The 16,662-nt window shown below is 68.0% G+C and carries 11 protein-coding genes; 3 read left to right on the plus strand and 8 right to left on the minus strand.

Annotated features, from left to right (window positions below; translation table 11 throughout):
* The first annotated feature begins 236 nt into the window (after positions 1-236).
* A complete protein-coding gene (locus FHR84_RS11170; protein ID WP_218862754.1) occupies positions 237-1,808 on the plus strand; it encodes an SLC13 family permease in 1,572 nt (523 codons plus the stop codon).
* 221 nt (positions 1,809-2,029) lie between these two features.
* Here FHR84_RS11170 and FHR84_RS11175 read toward each other — a convergent pair whose 3' ends face one another.
* Positions 2,030-3,586: a S8 family serine peptidase gene (locus FHR84_RS11175; protein WP_246300489.1), complete on the minus strand. Its 1,557-nt coding sequence runs from the start codon at positions 3,584-3,586 to the stop codon at positions 2,030-2,032.
* A gap of 321 nt (positions 3,587-3,907) precedes the next feature.
* Between FHR84_RS11175 and FHR84_RS11180 the strand changes: the two genes are divergently transcribed.
* Positions 3,908-6,763: a helix-turn-helix transcriptional regulator gene (locus tag FHR84_RS11180; protein WP_343075237.1), complete on the plus strand. Its 2,856-nt coding sequence runs from the start codon at positions 3,908-3,910 to the stop codon at positions 6,761-6,763.
* Positions 6,764-7,523: 760 nt separating this feature from the next.
* Here FHR84_RS11180 and FHR84_RS11185 read toward each other — a convergent pair.
* The 3 genes from FHR84_RS11185 to FHR84_RS11195 form a co-directional block, all read right to left on the minus strand.
* Complete coding sequence (locus FHR84_RS11185; RefSeq protein ID WP_179535442.1) at positions 7,524-8,333, minus strand: hypothetical protein; 810 nt, start codon at positions 8,331-8,333, stop codon at positions 7,524-7,526.
* 535 nt (positions 8,334-8,868) lie between these two features.
* A complete protein-coding gene (locus FHR84_RS11190) occupies positions 8,869-9,699 on the minus strand; it encodes an ABC transporter permease (RefSeq protein ID WP_179535443.1) in 831 nt (276 codons plus the stop codon).
* Entirely contained in the window at positions 9,696-10,679 is a 984-nt protein-coding gene (locus FHR84_RS11195) for an ATP-binding cassette domain-containing protein (RefSeq protein WP_179535444.1), read from the minus strand. Before FHR84_RS11195 ends, FHR84_RS11190 begins: the two co-directional genes overlap by 4 nt.
* A gap of 153 nt (positions 10,680-10,832) precedes the next feature.
* Between FHR84_RS11195 and FHR84_RS11200 the strand changes: the two genes are divergently transcribed.
* On the plus strand, positions 10,833-11,864 hold the full coding sequence (locus FHR84_RS11200) for an endonuclease/exonuclease/phosphatase family protein (RefSeq protein WP_246300490.1): 1,032 nt from the start codon (positions 10,833-10,835) through the stop codon (positions 11,862-11,864).
* A gap of 91 nt (positions 11,865-11,955) precedes the next feature.
* Here the strand turns inward: FHR84_RS11200 and FHR84_RS11205 are convergent, their stop codons facing one another.
* The 4 genes from FHR84_RS11205 to FHR84_RS11220 form a co-directional block, all read right to left on the minus strand.
* The gene (locus tag FHR84_RS11205; RefSeq protein ID WP_179535446.1) at positions 11,956-12,264 is read right to left on the minus strand and encodes an antibiotic biosynthesis monooxygenase family protein; all 309 of its coding nucleotides are present in this window, start codon (positions 12,262-12,264) and stop codon (positions 11,956-11,958) included.
* A gap of 92 nt (positions 12,265-12,356) precedes the next feature.
* Entirely contained in the window at positions 12,357-14,300 is a 1,944-nt protein-coding gene (locus tag FHR84_RS11210) for a YhgE/Pip family protein (RefSeq protein ID WP_179535447.1), read from the minus strand.
* On the minus strand, positions 14,297-15,193 hold the full coding sequence (locus FHR84_RS11215; RefSeq protein ID WP_179535448.1) for an ATP-binding cassette domain-containing protein: 897 nt from the start codon (positions 15,191-15,193) through the stop codon (positions 14,297-14,299). Before FHR84_RS11215 ends, FHR84_RS11210 begins: the two co-directional genes overlap by 4 nt.
* Positions 15,194-15,424: 231 nt before the next feature.
* Complete coding sequence (locus FHR84_RS11220; RefSeq protein ID WP_179535449.1) at positions 15,425-16,345, minus strand: HhH-GPD family protein; 921 nt, start codon at positions 16,343-16,345, stop codon at positions 15,425-15,427.
* Positions 16,346-16,662 lie beyond the last annotated feature (317 nt).

The raw sequence follows: 16,662 nt of genomic DNA on the forward strand, positions 1-16,662 counted from the left end.
GCGCCCAAGGTACTGCACCCCCACGGGTGTGGGAGACTCGGACACCGCCGACCCAACCCCCCCAAGCCCGGCCCCCACCACAAGGGGGCCGGGCCTATTACTCACACCACCACCCCCACGGATTCCGCGGTCCTTCCCGAAACGCTGGTAATCCACTACGGTTCCCCGCAATTCGCAGTGACGACCTCACCATCGTTGTCGGTGAGAACGATACGTCGATCGGGGTGGCGGAAGCATTGGTCGCTGACAATGACGAGGAGCACGGTTCGACGGAGACGCCGGAAATAGGTGAAACCGTGGAACCGGCCAGGGTTTCCCGCAGAGCCTGGATCGGTAGGTTCCTCGGACCGGTACTGGCCGTAGCCGTCTACTTCCTGCTGCCCGGTGGCGAGGACGGAGTCACTCACGCGGGGCGCGGAGTCGCGGCGGTCGGTGTGCTGATGGCGGTCTGGTGGGTCACCGAGGCTCTGCCACTGGCGGCCACCGCGTTGCTGCCGATCGTGTTGTTCCCGCTGCTCGGGGTCGGCGACGTCGAGGAAGCGACCTCCCCGTACGCCAACGACATCGTCTTCCTGTTCATGGGTGGTTTCATGCTGGCCCTGGCGATGCAGCGCTGGGGTCTGCATCGCCGGATCGCGCTGCGGACCGTGCTCGCGGTCGGCACCCGTCCGGTACGGATCGTCGGTGGTTTCATGCTGGCCACCGCGTTCCTGTCGATGTGGGTCAGCAACACCGCCACGACGGTGGTCATGCTGCCGATCGGCATGTCGGTGCTGACCCTCGTCTTCGAACGCCTGCGTGGCGACTCCGACGAGGAAACCGTGGAACACGTCATGCGGGATCGGGAGGACACCGGAGCGGGCCGTTTCGCCGTCTGCCTGATGCTGGCCATCGCCTATGCCGCCAGCATCGGCTCCCTGGCCACGCTGATCGGGACCCCGCCGAACCTCTTCATGGCGGGTTTCCTGTCGGAGACCTACGGCATCCAAATAGGGTTCGGGCAGTGGATGTTGTTCGGCCTGCCGCTGGCGGCAGTGCTGCTGCTGATCGCGTGGGTGCTGTTGACCAGGGTGATCTACCCGACGAGCATCACCGACATTCCCGGCGGGCGTGAGCTCTTCAAGGGCGAGCTGGCCAAGCTCGGCCCCATGAACAGGGGGGAGCGGGTCGTGCTCGTCGTGTTCACGTTGACCGCTCTGCTGTGGATCCTGCGTGAACCGCTCTCGAACCTGCTGCCGGGACTCAACCTTTCCGACGCGGGAATAGCGATCGCCGCGGCTCTGGTGCTGTTCGCGATTCCGGTCCGTGCGGGGGAAGGGATTTTCACGCTCGATTGGTCGGCCGCCGCGAAGCTGCCGTGGGGCGTGCTGCTGCTTTTCGGGGGTGGACTCTCACTGGCCTCGGCCGTCGGGTCCAGCGGGCTCGACACGTTCATCGGCAACAAGGTCGGCACGCTCGGTGGGGTACCGGTGCTGCTGCTGATCGTGGTGGCCGTGGCCGCGGTGATCTTCCTCACCGAGATGACCAGCAACACCGCCACGGCGGCCACCTTCCTGCCGATCCTCGCCGGTGTGGCGCTCGGACTGGACATGGATCTGCTGCTGCTGGTGGTTCCCGCGGCCGTGGCGGCCAGCTGCGCCTTCATGCTGCCGGTGGCGACTCCGCCGAACGCGATCGTCTTCGGCTCCGGCTACGTGACCATCCCGCAGATGGTGAAAGCGGGTTGGTGGCTCAACCTCACCGCGCTCGTGCTGATCCCCGCCGCGCTGTACGGGCTGGGGAGCTGGGCCCTGGGACTCGCGCTCTGAGCGAGCTTTTCTGTTCGGGGGTGCGTGGGTTCGCTGGAGCGGAACCTCCCCGCGGGTTCTCGGGAGCGGGGGATCCGAATTACGTTCTGTTTCCCGGTCGATCACTTCGTCGGGTGGGTAGGAGCCGGGATCGCCGGACTGCGGAGAACTTCGATGAAAGGCTGCTCGGGGCCACCATGTCGGTGGGCCCCGAGCAGCCTCGAGTGGCCGTCACCGGTGGGTCAGCTCGGTGAGCAGTAGGCGCTGTCGCCGAAGTTCCAGCAATCGAGCGCCCGTGTGGTGGAATCCGAATTGTCCTTGCTGTCGGTCACGGTGAGTTCGACGGTGTAGCTGCCCTGCTTCGCAGGATAGGAGTGGTTTACCGTCACCCCGTTGCCCGTCTTGCCGTCCCCGAAGTCCCAGTGGTACTGGGAGATGTCGCCGTCAGGGTCGGTGCTGTCACCTGCATCGAAGGCGCATCCGTCGAATCCGCAACTCGAGGTGAACGAGGCGGACGGGTCGTGATTGCCCGGGTCCGGATCCGGGTTTCCGCCACCGTCACCCAAATAGGAGACGTTGAGCAGCTTGTTCGGCGATCCCCGCTTGATGCCGGTGAGCTCGTCACTGGAAGCGTTGTTCACCAGCGCGTCGTGAACCCGCTGTGGGCCGGCGTTCGGGTTCTCCGCGAGATGCAGCGCCGCGGCACCGGCCACGTGCGGCGAGGCCATCGACGTGCCGTTCTTCGATACCGACGCCGAATCACTCGAATCGGACGCCGAGGTCACGTTGGTGCCCGGTGCGAAGACATCCAGGCAGCGACCGTAGTTGGATTCGGACCCCGGGATGCTCGGCCAGGTCGAACGCTCGTCACTCGCGTTGGAAGCGCCGACGGTGATCGCGTTCTCGACGCTCGCGGGGCTGCTGTTGCAGGCGTTCTCCCCCGAGTTTCCCGCCGCCACGGCGAACGTGACGCCGGACTCGATGGCGCCCTTCACCGCGTCGTTCACCGAGGTGTTGGTGCTACCGCCGATACTCATATTGGCCACGGCGGGGCCCTGAGCGTTCTCGGCCACCCAGTCCACACCGGAAATGATCTGCGACCACGCTCCCGTGCCGTCACAGCCGAGCACGCGGACACCGACCAGTGTGGTTTCCTTGGCCATCCCGTAGGTCTTGCCACCGATGGTGCCCGCGACGTGCGTGCCGTGTCCTTGGCAATCGCTCGCGTCGGGGTCGTCGTCGACGAAGTCGTACCCGCTTTCGGCTCGTCCTTCGAACTCGTTGTGGCTCATCCGGACGCCGGTATCGATGACATAGCTGGTCACCCCGCTGCCCGCGCTGTCCGGGTAGGAATAGGTGTCGTCCAGCGGGAGCTCCGGCTGGTCACTGCGATCGAGTCCCCACGTGGGGGAATTCTGCGTGTCCAGCTCGTGTGCCATCGCGTCCTGCTCCACGTAGGCAATACCGGGCTCGGTGGCGAGCTCACGTGCCTGTTGCTCGCTCATTCGCGCCGAGAACCCGCGTAACGCCGTGTCGTAGGTGGACCGGATACTCGCGTCGTACTGCGCCGCCAAGGACCGCGCCGTCGTGCCGACGGACTGTGCGCTTACCGCGCTGTCCTCGAATACGACGACATAGCTGTCCGAAATCGCTCCCGGCCCGCCGAATCCGCGGATCTTACCGGTATCGGACTGCTGCCCGACCGCGGTACCCCCCATGGCGAACGTGGCCAAGGCGGTGGCCCCGGCCAACGTACACGCCCCGACGACACGTCGCCGGGACCGCTGATGTCCCTGCATCGGAGACTCCAATCGCAACCGATCTGGTGAGAGAAACGACGTGGCATTCGAGCAACGATCACTCATTGCCACGCGATGATTCACTCTCGGAGGCGACCGGAACGGGAGCAATCCGTGAATCGCTACGTAGCGATACCCATATATCCGTGGTTCCTTTCTCGATCTTCAGCCTTAAGTGGGTTAACGTCCTTCTTCCGTGGTTCTATAGTTGATCGAGAACTGCGACACCGTTCGGGCGTTGGCGGAGGCCGTATGGGGCACGAAAGTCGTTCCGCTTCGGAACCCGCCGCGAGCCGTGCGCCGATGCGCACGAGCTCGCCTGTGCTGATCGGGAGAGACCAGGAGCTGCGCACCCTCGTCGAGTGCGCCGAGCGCCCCCCTTCCACGATCTTCGTGGCGGGTGAGGCGGGGATCGGAAAGACCCGCATCGTGCACGAGGTGATCGAACGACCCCGGCTGTCGGGCAAACGTATTCTGCTCGCCCACTGCCAGGCCATGCGCGAACCTTTTCCGTACGGTGCCATTCTGGACGCGCTTCGTGAGGTGGGTGCGAGCCTGCCGCACACTCGCGAGCTGAGTCCTGTTGCCGGAGCGCTGCGCGCGCACCTGCCGGAGCTGACGAACCTGCTTCCGCCGCCTCCTGAACGTCTCGACGATGCGCACGCGGAACGCCACCGGCTGTTCCGCGCCGTCCGTGAGCTGCTCGACGCGCTCGGGCACACCGTGCTGATCGTCGAGGATCTGCATTGTGCAGACGAAGGATCTCGTGACCTGCTGCGCTTTCTGATGTCCGATATGCCCCGCGACCTCACGCTGCTGGTCACCTACCGGCGGGAAGAGACCCCGGGGGGAATCCCCCTCGGCTCGGCGTATCGCCCCCCGTTCAACGACAACGGTGTCACCGTCGAAGTCGGCCCGCTCGACGTTACCGGTGTACAACAGCTGACCGGTGCCATCCTCGGCGATCGCTTCGTCGCCCCGGATTTCGCCGCCCGGCTGCACGAACGCACCGGAGGCATTCCCTTCGTGCTGGAAGAAACCCTGCGCGCGCTGCGCAATTCGGCGGGAGTCGTGCAGACCGACGGTCTCCAGGCCCGCCGCCTGCTGGACGAGGTCGAGGTCCCGGCCCTGCTGCGGGAGGCCTGTCTGGACCGGCTATCCAGGTTGTCGAATACCGCCAGGAGCGTTACCCGGGCCGCCGCCGTCCTGGGAGCACCGGCTTCGACCAAGCTGCTCGGCGAGCTGACCGAGCTGTCCACCCCGGATGCGCGTGCCGCGTTGTCCGAGGCACTGGAGGCAGGTGTCCTGCTGGAGACCGGCGAATCCCGGTACGGTTTCCGACACGCCCTCGCGCGCCAAGCCGTGTACTGGACACTGTCGGGGCCGGATCGCGAGCGGCTCCATGCGCGCACGGCGAGCGAGCTGGCCCGCGTCGAACCACAGCCCTTGGTGCGGTTGGCCGAGCACAGCCGTAAAGCGGGAGCACATGACGACTGGCTGCGCTACGCGGAAGCGGCTTCGGATCGTGCGGCCGAGCTGGGCGATGCCAATACGGCAACATCCACCTTGCAAGAACTGCTCAAAGAGGCGGAACTGGCTCCGACGGACGTGGGCAGACTGGCCGTCAAGTTGAGCCGAGTGGCGTACACCGGGCTCAACCAGCATGAAGTTACGGCGGCGCTGGAACGCCTGCTGGCGGACCAGCGTCTGCCCGACTCGGTACGCGGTGAGGTGAGACTGGCTCTCGGTCTGTTGCTCAACAGGCAGACGGGCGGGGTCGAATCCGGTCGTGCCGCGCTCATCACCGCGATCGACGAACTCGACGAACGTCCGCAATTGCGGATCAAGGCGATGTCGGTGCTCGCGCTGCCCTATATCGGCGACGTCTCGCTCGTTGAGCATCGATCCTGGATGAGCAAGGTGGACGAGGCGGTCGGCAACACCACCGATGCCGCGTTTCGGGTAAGCATGCTCGCCAACAACGCTCCCGCACAGCTCATGATCGGTGTGCCCACAGCATGGCGGGTGATCGAACGGCTTCCGTCGGGAGCGGACACCCACCCGGAACAACGGGACCTCACCAGAGCGCACTGCAACATCGCCGATTCCTGTTCGTGGATCGGTTACTACGAGACGGCCCGCGATTATTTGAGCAGAGGAATTCGGCTGGCCGACGACTGCGGTGCGCCCTTCATCGTCAGTACGGCGCGCGCGACACGAGCACACCTCGACTGGATCACCGGACATTGGCAGGGTCTCGCCGAACGTGTGCGGAGACTCCGCGACGAGTACCGGGATCTGCTGCCGGTCGCGAGTGAACTGTCGTTGATCCTGGGTTGCCTGGCGGTGGCGGGTGGGCAATGGCAGCGAGCCGCCCAGTACCTCGATGACACCGGTATGGCGGAGCCGAACAACGCCTATGCCCCGGTGGTGGTCAACGCCCACGCGGCCAAGGTGAGAATGCTGATGGCCCAGGGGGAGCACTACAGGGCCACGGAGGTCGCCGAACGCGGCATGCGGTTGGTCCGGCGCAAGGAAGCCTGGGTGTGGGCGGCCGAATTGATGCCCGCGGCGGTCGCGGCCCACCTCCGCGTGGGCGGAGAGTCGGACGCGGTCGAGCTCACCGAGACGTTCGGTACGGCCATCGCCGAGCTCGACGTTCCCGCAGCCGCGGCAGCTCTGCCGATGTGCTACGGTCTGCTCGCGGCCCGGCGGGGGGACGATCGGGCGGAGGAGCACTTCGACCGAGCGAGGTCACGCGCCGCTGCACTGCCCGCACCGTACTTCGCCGCCCTGGCGGCGGAACGACTGACCCGCTGGCGGTTGGAGCACGCCCGGGCGGGTTGTGACGGAGCGGACCCCGCGAGTACGTTCGGCGAGCTCGCCGAGGAGTTCGACGCGCTCGGTGCTACTCACGACGCTGCCCGCTGCCGGTACGTGCTTCGTGAGCACGGTTTAGCGCGTGCCACCCGATGCGGCCGGCACGGGTACGGTGAGAAGCTCTCGCCGCGCGAACACGAGGTGTGTCGTCTCGTGGCCGACGGGCACCGCAACCGCGAGATCGCGCGCATCCTGTTCCTGTCGTCGCGAACCGTTGAGCAGCACGTCGCCAACGTGCTGCGCAAGCTCAAACTCGACTCCCGTGAGCAGATCCGGAAACACACCCTCGACGGCTGATCGTAGTTCCCGGCAGGGCTGGTCAGCGGGCTTCCGAGTCTCGCTGGGGACCGGGGCCGCCTCCACCACGCCACCGACGATGTCACGCGGCCGCGGGGAGCATCCTGCGATCCAGCGGTGGAAGTCGTCGGTCTCGTCACCGCTGGTGGCCGCGGGTAGGCACTCCACGCGGTGCACGTGGCCGCTGTGCTCGGTCCCTCAGGGGGGCGACACACCATCGGCAGGAACGATCCGGCATAGTTCGAGCACTAAATGTATCTGATGTGCTGACCACCAGTCCCCTGTCCGCGGACGTGAGGTGCGGGCGCTGCCGTGTTCACACGGAGATCACCGCTCGATGTGACGTCGTCGCGCCGAGAGTATGGAAACGGACGGTCCAGTATCCATCGGGCGGTGCGCTGGATCGGTTCGTCGAGCTGGTCTGGATGGTCGGTGGCCTGGTGCCAGTCGTCGTAGCTGCGTCTCGCCCGGTGCCTCGCTTCGGGGCCGGTGTGTAGGTGAGCCAGGATGGCGGCCACCTGCCCTTCACCGCAGCTGCCAGTTTCTCGGCGCGGTCGTAGTTGGTGACGATCGTGACCGCGCACTCCTGCTCCGGTGTCCGCGCCACGGCCGCCACCTGCGTAGCCCGAGATATAAAACCACCTCACCGTGCGGGGAATACGATTCCCCGCACGGTGAGGTGGGAGCAACGTACGGTAAGTCACTTACAACCTGTGGATAACATTCCGCACCGCACAGGTACGGCGTCTCTGTCCACGAGTCAGCGGCGGGTCGTGTCCGGGCCAGTGTGAGTGACGGAAACGAACAGGGTCTGTTCGATGCCGGTGGCGGTGGCCGCGTGGGTGGCCACCTCGGTGGCGAAAGCGGCCATGTCCACCGACCACTCCGGTCCCCGACAGCGCAGGTGCAGCGCGGAGAGGTTCTGCCCCAACAGCCAGCTTCCCTCCAACTCCCCGGGGGCGAGCACCCCGACGGGGGGTCGGTCGAGCAGCTCCACATCCAGCACGTGCGCCGCACGAGCCCGAACGGCGGTCAGCAACGCGGCCGGGTCCAGCACCTCCTGCCCGTCGGAGATGTGCAGCGAGAGCACGAACTCCCACCGGGGGTCGAGCCCTTCGTCCATCTGGAACCACTCGCAGGAGCCGGGAAGCTCGGGAACACGCGCAACATCCAGGTGCAACGGCAGCACCATGTGGGTGCCAGCCGGTTCGACCGTGCCGACCTTGGCCAGCCCATCACCCAAACACGTGAGCACCGGCCGCACCGGTAGCCGCTGGTGGTCCAGGTTCAGAGGGGCGGCCTGCATCCAGCCCAGCTGGTGCACCCGTCCGTCCTGGGCCCAGTCCCCGCCGGTCTCTTCCAGACGCCACCGGGCCAACGGGTTCACCGACGGAAGGACGTCATCGAGACCCAACACCTGGGCACGCCAGTACATCAGTGCCGCGACGCCCTCTTCCTCGTCGTCGACAGCGAACGTGCCCCGACGCCGCGCCTCCAGCACCCACGGGTGCAACCACAGCACCCCGTGCATCCCGGCGACGAACGACGGCGGAGCACTCGGACCAGTCACCGCGGGTATCACGGAGTGCAGGATACATATTGAGGATCTTGGACCAGTTTGCGCGAGTCATCAACCACCCAGTGAACATCCACATCGACCACAGCGCGCCACTGGCCTAGCGTTCGTGACGAGCACGGCGTACGCGCGTTAGCGCGCTTACCAGTTTTGCCTTCTTTCAGAGCTCGCTGCCCAGCATTCTTTGTTTCCCACCCATTCGGGGTTAAGTACTGAAGTTCCACGGTCACCGTGGCCTTATGCGTCGCCAGCTCGGGGTCTTGTGTGCTCCACCAGACGTGGACACTGGCCTCACCTCTAGTGACATGGACACCGTCGGCATGCGCGTAAAAGACCTTCGCCTTTTTGGTCGAGTTCTCCGTCTCCGCGGCAAGGCCGAGCGCTCCTCCCACGTCCCGCCCAGCGAGTGGGCCTGCCGCGTGACCTTCGACAGCTCCCCGGAACAGACGCAGGGCCCTACCGGCCTATCCGCACCACTACAACCACCACAGAACCCACGGCTCCCTCAACCGAGCAGCCGGATCCCGGCTCAAACCCTGCTGCGGTAGGCCCAGAGCGCCAGCGGGAAGAACACCGCGACCAGCGCGACCATCCAGACCAGCGTGGCCGACAGCGGTCCGGCCACCGGCCCGCCGATCATCAGCCCCCTGGCGGTGTCGGCCAGCTTGCTCACCGGGTTCACGCTCACCCACGCCTGCAGCCAGCCGGGCATCGTCTCCGTCGGGGCGAACACGTTGCTGCCCATGGTCAGCGGGAACATGAACGACATCGCCACCCCCGGCAGCGCCTGCTGGCTCTTGACCAGCATCCCCAGCATCACCGAGATCCAGCACACGCACAGCGCGAACGCGATGACCAGCACGATCGCCGCTGCCGCCGAGACCACGTCGGTCTCGATGCGGAAGCCCATCAGCGTGGCCACGATCAGCAGCACCGCTATGGAGACCGCGTAGCGGACCACGTCGCCGAGCACGGCCCCGATCAGCGGCGCCGACCGCGCCACCGGCAGGCTCCGGAACCGGTCGAACACCCCCTTGGTGATGTCGTTGTTGAGCTGCATCCCGGTGCCGAGGCTGCCGAAGACCATGTTCATGGCCATCACGCCCGGCAGGGTCTGCTGTAAGTACGCCCCGGTGTCCCCCGCGATGGCGCCACCGAGCAGGTAGACGAACATCGCCAGGAAGAGGATCGGCTGCAGGGTGACGTCCAGCAGCCCCTCCGGCGACTTGCGGATCTTGAGGACGCTGCGTCCCGCCAGCGTCAAGCCGTGCTTGAGCGTGCGCAGCGGCCCGACACGACGCGGCGCGCCGCGCGACTGCTGGTCGGAGTGCTCGGGCCGCTCGACGGTCGTCGTGCTCATGCCGCGTCGTCCTCCTCTTCGTTGTCCCGTGCCGGCTCCGCGGCATCGGCCGGTTGCCCGGTGATCGACAGGAACGCCTCGTCGAGGCTGGGCAGCCGCAGCGACAGTTCGTCGGCGGTGATCCCCGCCTCGTCCAGCCCGCGCACCAGCGCCGACATCAGCACCGGATCGTTCGCGGGGGTGGTGAGCAGCCCCGTCTCGTGGTTCGCGGTGGGGGGCCGGCCGGTGAGTTCCCGCAGGATGGTCTCGGTGGCGGCGACGTCGTCGGGGTCGCTGAGCCGCACCTGCAGGGTCTGGCCCCCGCTGTGGCGTTTCAGCTCGTCGGCGCGACCCTCGGCGACCACCCTGCCGTGGTCGATCACGCTGATGCGGTCGGCCAGCTGGTCGGCCTCCTCCAGGTACTGCGTGGTCAGCAGCACCGTCACTCCCTCCGAGGTCAGCGCGCCGATCATGTCCCAGACCTGGTTGCGGCTGCGCGGGTCCAACCCGGTCGTCGGCTCGTCCAGGTACAGCACCTCCGGGCGTCCCACCAGGCTCGCTGCCAGGTCCAGCCGCCTGCGCATCCCGCCCGAGTAGGTCTTGACCGCCCGGTTGCCCGCTTCGGTGAGCCCGAAGCGTTCCAGCAGTTCCTTCGCCCGCGCCTTGGCGCTCGAACGCGGCATCTCCAGCAGCCGCCCGATCAGCACCAGGTTCTCGGTCCCGGTGAGCTCCTCGTCCACCGAGGCGTACTGCCCGGTCAGCCCGATCCTGCCCCGCACCCCCACCGGATCCCGCAGCACGTCGTGTCCGGCCACGGTGGCGTGACCACCGTCCGGGCGTAACAGGGTCGCCAGGATGCGTACGCTGGTCGTTTTCCCCGCGCCGTTGGGCCCCAGCACCCCCAGGATCGAACCGGCCGGGGCGGCGAGGTCCACCCCGTCCAGTGCCTTGGTCGTTCCGAATCGCTTGACCAGGCCCTCGGCCCGGACCGCCAGTGTCATGCGCCCTCCTGATCCTTCTGCTTCCCCAGCACGAGTCGGCTCCCCGACAAAGACGCACAATCGTCGCACAACTCCGGTGAGGTGCGACACAGGTTTAGTCGAGGTTGGATGTTTTCCGGTAGGTGTGGCCGTATGGGGCGTGAGGCGGCGGATATGCACAGTGATGACCTGGTCGAGGACGACACGATGGCCGAACAGCGGAAGCCGCCGCGTGATCGCCGCCGCGCTCCCGGCGGTCGTGTCGTCACCCTGCTGTTGTTGCTGCTCGCGGCGTTCCTCTGCGCGGTGGCCCTGGGGCGCTTCGGCGGACTGGAGCGCGGCCAGATCTCCTCGGCGCTGATCGCGCTCACCCCGTACGTCACGGCGGGCGGCGGGGTGCTGCTACTGCTCGCGCTGTCGTTGCGGCGCTGGCTGACCGCGCTGGTCGTGGCCATGGTGACCGCCGTGCTCGCCGTCAGCGTCGTCCCTCGCGTGCTCGCCGACGAGCCGAGCGGGGTGCAGGGGCGCTCGCTGAACGTGCTCAGCGCGAACGTGTACTTCGGCGAGGCCGATGCGGACCGGCTGGTTCGGCTGGTGCGGCGCAACGATGTGGACGTGCTGAGCATGCCGGAGCTGAACTCCGGGATGGTGGGTGAGCTGCGCGAGGCCGGCTTGTTCGACACCTTGCCGTACAGCGTGCTCGCGCCGGAGGCCAACGGGGACGGCTCGGGGATCGTCTCGCGCTATCCGCTGCGCGAACTCTCGCTGGCTTCGAACACCACCATGCAACAGCCCTCCGCGCGGATCGACCTGCCCGGTGAGCGGGACGTCCAGTACGTCGCGGCGCATCCCGTGGTGCCGGTCGGGGGAGACACCACGGCCGGGTGGAAGCGCGAGATAACCTCGCTGCCCGCGCCGGCCACCGACCGTTCCCAACCGGCGCGGATACTGGCCGGGGATTTCAACGCGACGCTGGACCACGCCCCGCTCCGGAAGCTGCTGGGACGCGGCTACTCGGACGCGGCCGAGGTGACCGGTGACGGGCTGACCCCGACCTGGCCCGAGCTGGGGCGTCCCTGGGCGCCTCCGGTCACCCTCGATCACGTGCTGGTCAGCGGGGGCACCGCCGTCCGCGACTACCGCACGTTCAAGGTGGACGGCACCGATCACCGGGCCGTGCTGGCCAAGCTCGTCGTGCCGTCGTGACCACGCGGCTCAGCGGGGCGACGGCCCGGTCCGCTCGGCGGCGCGGGCGGGGAGGGACTCGGCAGCCGCTCCGTTCCGTGCGGGGATCCGGTCACCGCTCGGGGTGCGACTCGGTGACCAGTTCGAACTCGAGCAGGCTGGCACCAGTGGCCACGGGCTCCTCGCTGTCGGCGGCGTGGGCTCGTTTCGCGGGGCCTTCCGCCCAGTTCCGGAAGTCCTGCTCCGATTCCCACTTGGTGCACACGAAGTAGCGGTTGTCGCCCTTGACGGGGCGCAGCAGCTCGAACCCGAGGAACCCGGGCGCCTGGTCCACCTCGCCCTGGCGCTGGGCGAAGCGCCGTTCGAGTTCGGGGCCCTTGCCTTCGGGCACTTCCAGAGCGTTGATCTTCACCACTGTCATGTCGTCAGCCTAGGTGGTTCGCGCGTCCCGCCGCACTTCGTCGGTGCGGTGGGCGTGGCGCCGCGCGACGTCCTGCGGGAGCGGGACCGGCCTCACAGCTCGATCCGGGGGTGCAGCCGCCCGATGGTCCACACCCGCTGTCTGGCGATCACGAGCGTGGTCAGCACCAGCGAGGCGACCAGGAAACCTCCGAGCACGATCAGGTCGCGGACCAGGTGCTCGGTGAGACCGCCGGAGATGGTCACCCGGAGCCCGTCCACCAAGTAGGTCATCGGCAGGTAGGGGTGGATCGCCTGGAAGGGGGCGGGGGTGGTTTCCATCGGGTACAGACCGCCCGATGCGGTGAGCTGCACGATCAGCAGCACGAGGGACACCGCGTCTCCGATGGCGCCGAACGCGGTGCGCAGCAGGTGGTCGATGGCGACGAAGGCGGTCGCGGCCAGTGCGAGCAACCCGACCGTCGGCCACAGGTGGATCGGGTCCAGCCCCAGGCCGAAGCTGACGACCGCCAGCAGCACCCCGGCCCCGAGCGTTCCCAGCACGGCTGCGGGCAGCCATCCGGCGAGGGCGATGGTGGCGGCCAGGTTCCTCCCGGCCGCGGCTCTCGTGTTCACCGGTTTCAACAGCAGGTAGGCGAACAGTCCGAACACCCACAGGGCGATGGCGAAGAAGAACGGGGCCAACCCGCGTCCATAGACGTGTGCCGGGTTCAAGTTCTGCTGGGTGATCGCGGTGGGGGAACCGAGGACGTCGGCCGCCCGCGACACCTGGGCCGGATCGGTGGGCGGGATGCGGGACAGCCCCTGGTCCACCAGGGACTTCAGCTCCTCGGCCCCGCTGTTGAGCTGCTGCGCGCCCGCGTTGAGGGTCCGGCTGTTGGAGGACAGGTTGTTCAGGCTGTTGGTCAGCGTCTCGGATCCACTGCTCAGCGCCGATGTTCCCGCGGTGACCCGGTCGGCGGGTTCGGTGACCGCGGTGATCCGCTGCTGCACGGTGGAGACGTTCCGCCGCAACGTGGCCAGTTCGGAGTTGGCCCTGCGGGCCTCGGACAGCACTTCGGATGCCCGGTTGTCCGCTTTCGCGGTGGTTCCCGCGAGTTGCCGCGCGTTTCGCAGCACCCGACGGTACGTGGGGTCCTCGCCCAGTTCCGGGTGGTTTCGTCCGAGCTGTTCGAGCCCGGCCACGTCGTTGGAGGCCCTGTCGGCGATGAAGGAGGTCGCGGTGGCCACCGTGCCCAGCCCCTGGACCACCGTCCCCCCGGCGTCGACGGCGTCGTCCATCCGCGCGGGCAGTCTGTCCGCCGTCAGGTTCGTCAGAGCCGTCAACCGGCGGTCCAGCTGGGACGCGGCGGTGGAGATGTCGTCGACTCCCGTCGAGATGTCGCGCGCACCGTCCACCGCTCCGGACAGACCGCTGCTGAGCCCCTCGGTACCTCGCACGCTGAGCGAAGTCCCCTCGACGAGTTGGTCGGCGGCCTTGGAGGCGTTCAGCAGCTTCTGCCGCATCGTGTCCATCTCGTCGTAGAGCGTTCGCGCGTAGGCGCTGTGCGCCGCGGCGTTGATCTGGTTCTGCAGTTCGGCCTCGACCGTGTCGGCCATGATGCCGGCTATGTAGCCGTTCGCGTCGTTCTTGGTGATCTCGAGTTCGGCACGCTGCGGGAGGCGGCGCGTCGCGGTCCCCAGCTTGGCGCTGAAGTCCTCCGGAACGGTGATGGTGAAGTAGTAGTCGCCCTGACGCAGCCCGCGCCGCGCTTCCCGCGCGCCGACGAAGTTCCAGTCGAACAGCTGCCGGGAACGCAGCTGCTCGGTGAACTGCTGCCCCGCGTCGATGAACTGACCGGAGGCGCGCACCGGCTGGTCGTCGTTGACCACGGCCACGGGGACACGTTCCATCCTCCCGTAGGGGTTCCAGTTGGACCACAGGTACAGCGAGCCGTACAGCAGTGGAACGAGTACCAGCGCGACCAGTACCAGCGGGCGGAGTTTGCCACCCCGGAACCTGCGCAGTTCGAGCAGTGCGAGCTTGACGACCCTCATCGCGCACGTCCGTCTTCATCGGAGTCCGAATCGGACTGATCCGGTTCGGGTATTTCCGCGGTGTCCCCGGCGTCGGGACCGGGTTCGTCCTCCTCGCCGGGGTAGTCCTCCACGAGGGAGAAAAGGTCTGGCTGTTCGGGGCCGTTGCCCGGGACCGGGGTGACCGGGGAGACGAGCCCGGTTCCCCTGAGCTGTTCCATCTCGAACGGCGTCGCGATGTCCGGGCGAGTGCCGTGCCGGGTTTCGTCGTCGGGCTCGTCGTCCGGACGGGGCAACCGGATCACCGGTCCGGCCTCGAAACGCGGTGGGTCGGTCGTACTGGCGATCACCGTGGTGCCGGTTCCGCTCACCGCCTTCAGGGCCGTCCACACCCTGACCCGCGCGGCGGCGGGAAGTCCGAGCTCCACGTCGTCGACCAGCAGCCCGGCGGGCGAGGCGGCCATGCCGAGCGCGACGGCGAGCAGCAGCCGCTCACCCGGGTGCAGTGAACCGATCAGCGCTTCGGGCTCCGGATCGACCCCGACCAGGGCGAAGGACTCGGACACGTCCGTGTTGTCGATTTTGCTGGTGACGCGGCGTTCGCGCACCGCCTCGCGGACTCTCCAGCACCGCTCCAGTTCGAATCCGGGGCGCAGCAGTGCGGGAGCGAGCAGCTTTCTGGCCCTTTTGGAGTGTTTGGGCAGCTCGTGGCCGTCGACCTCGATCCGTCCGGCTACCGTGCGGAGCCTGCCCGACAGGGCCAGCAGCAGCGAGGTCCTCCCCGTCCCGGAGGGGCCGATCACCGTGGCCAGTTCGCCGGGGCGGATGGTGGCGTCCACGTTTTCGAACACGGGCCCCAGCGGCCCACGCGCGGTGATCCCGCGAGCGGTGACGCCCACTCCGTCGGAGCTCATGGACCCCCCTGGCAACGGATCGGTTGTTGATCCAACCTGGACCCTCAGCCGGGGCTCGGCAACTCGAGATCGACCCGGGCGTGTCTGTGGAGCTTCTCCGGTCGAGTTGCCGGTCGGCCCGGGGGTTTCCTTCGGCGCTCCCGGCGCCGGAACAAGCCACCCGAGCGGTCGGCACGACCGCGGGAGGTGCAGCCCGACGACCGTCCACGACAGGGGACGGAAGACGTCCGCCTACTGCTCGCCGGGGAGTCCGAACCTGCCGTCCTCGGTCTGTTCCACCAGACCGTCCACCAGCAGGGAGTCGAGCGCCCGGTCACGCTGGGCGGCCTCGCTCCACACCGCGTCCAGGCTCGCCCTGGGAACGGGCCCCTCGGAGCCGCGCAGCACGTCCAGCAGCAGCCCGCGTACCTGGCGGTCGGTGCCCGCGAAGCGCTGGACCTTCTTCGGCGGGCCGTCGTAGGCGGGTTTGCCCGCCGCGCGCCAGGCGCAGCCGTGGTGGAGCGGGCAGCTCTCGCAGGCCGGGGAACGCACGGTGCAGACGGTCTGACCGAGTTCCATCAGGGCCGCCGACATCCCGGAGGCCCTGTGGTCGTCGGCGGGCAGCAGCGCGTCGACGTCGGCGAGATCGCGCTTGGGGGAGGGGTTGCCCGCGTCGCCCGCGCCGTGGACCGCGCGCGCGACCACGCGGCGCACGTTCGTGTCCACGACGGGGGCCCGTTCGCCGTAGGCGAAGGCGGCCACAGCTCTCGCCGTGTAGGTGCCCACCCCGGGCAGCGCGAGCAAGGTGTCCACATCGGAGGGAACACGGTCCCCGTGCTCCGACGCGATCACCCCGGCGGCCTCGTGCAGTCGCACGGCCCTGCGCGGGTAGCCGAGCTTGCCCCAGGCCCGCAGGACCTCGCCCTGGGGCGCGGCGGCGAGATCGGAGGGACGTGGCCAGCGCTCCAGCCACTCCCGCCAGATCGGCAGCACCCGGTTCACCGGGGTCTGCTGCAACATCGTCTCGCTGACCAGCACCCCCCAGCCGTCGACGTCCGGTCCGCGCCACGGCAGGTCGCGTCCCTCGGCGGTGAACCACTCGATCAGTTCGTCGGGGTCGAGCGCGGCTTCCCGCTGCTCTCCCCCGACCGTGTTCGGCTCCGGATTCCTCATGGCACACCGATCGTGCCATGCGCGCCGGACCCGGAGGCGTTCGGCTCACCGATGTTTTCCGGCCGGGTTGTCGGCTGGCCCGGGGGTTTCTTCGGCGCGGGGAGCGCCGAAACACGCCACCCGAGCAACTCGCACCCCGGATCGGAACTCCCGACAGAAGGACACCGCTCAGTCCAGGCGCTCTGAGCCAGAGCAATCGGCACCGTCGCGGGTTCTCAGTCACGGGTCTCGCGAGGACGGCCTCGACGTGGTGTAGGTGGCTACTCGATGTCGAGGATCCCGCAGCGAGACCCCGACCGAGGTTCCGCCACCCGCAC

This window comes from Actinopolyspora biskrensis, from assembly GCF_013408175.1.
GTDB classification, from domain to species: Bacteria; Actinomycetota; Actinomycetes; order Mycobacteriales; family Pseudonocardiaceae; genus Actinopolyspora; species Actinopolyspora biskrensis.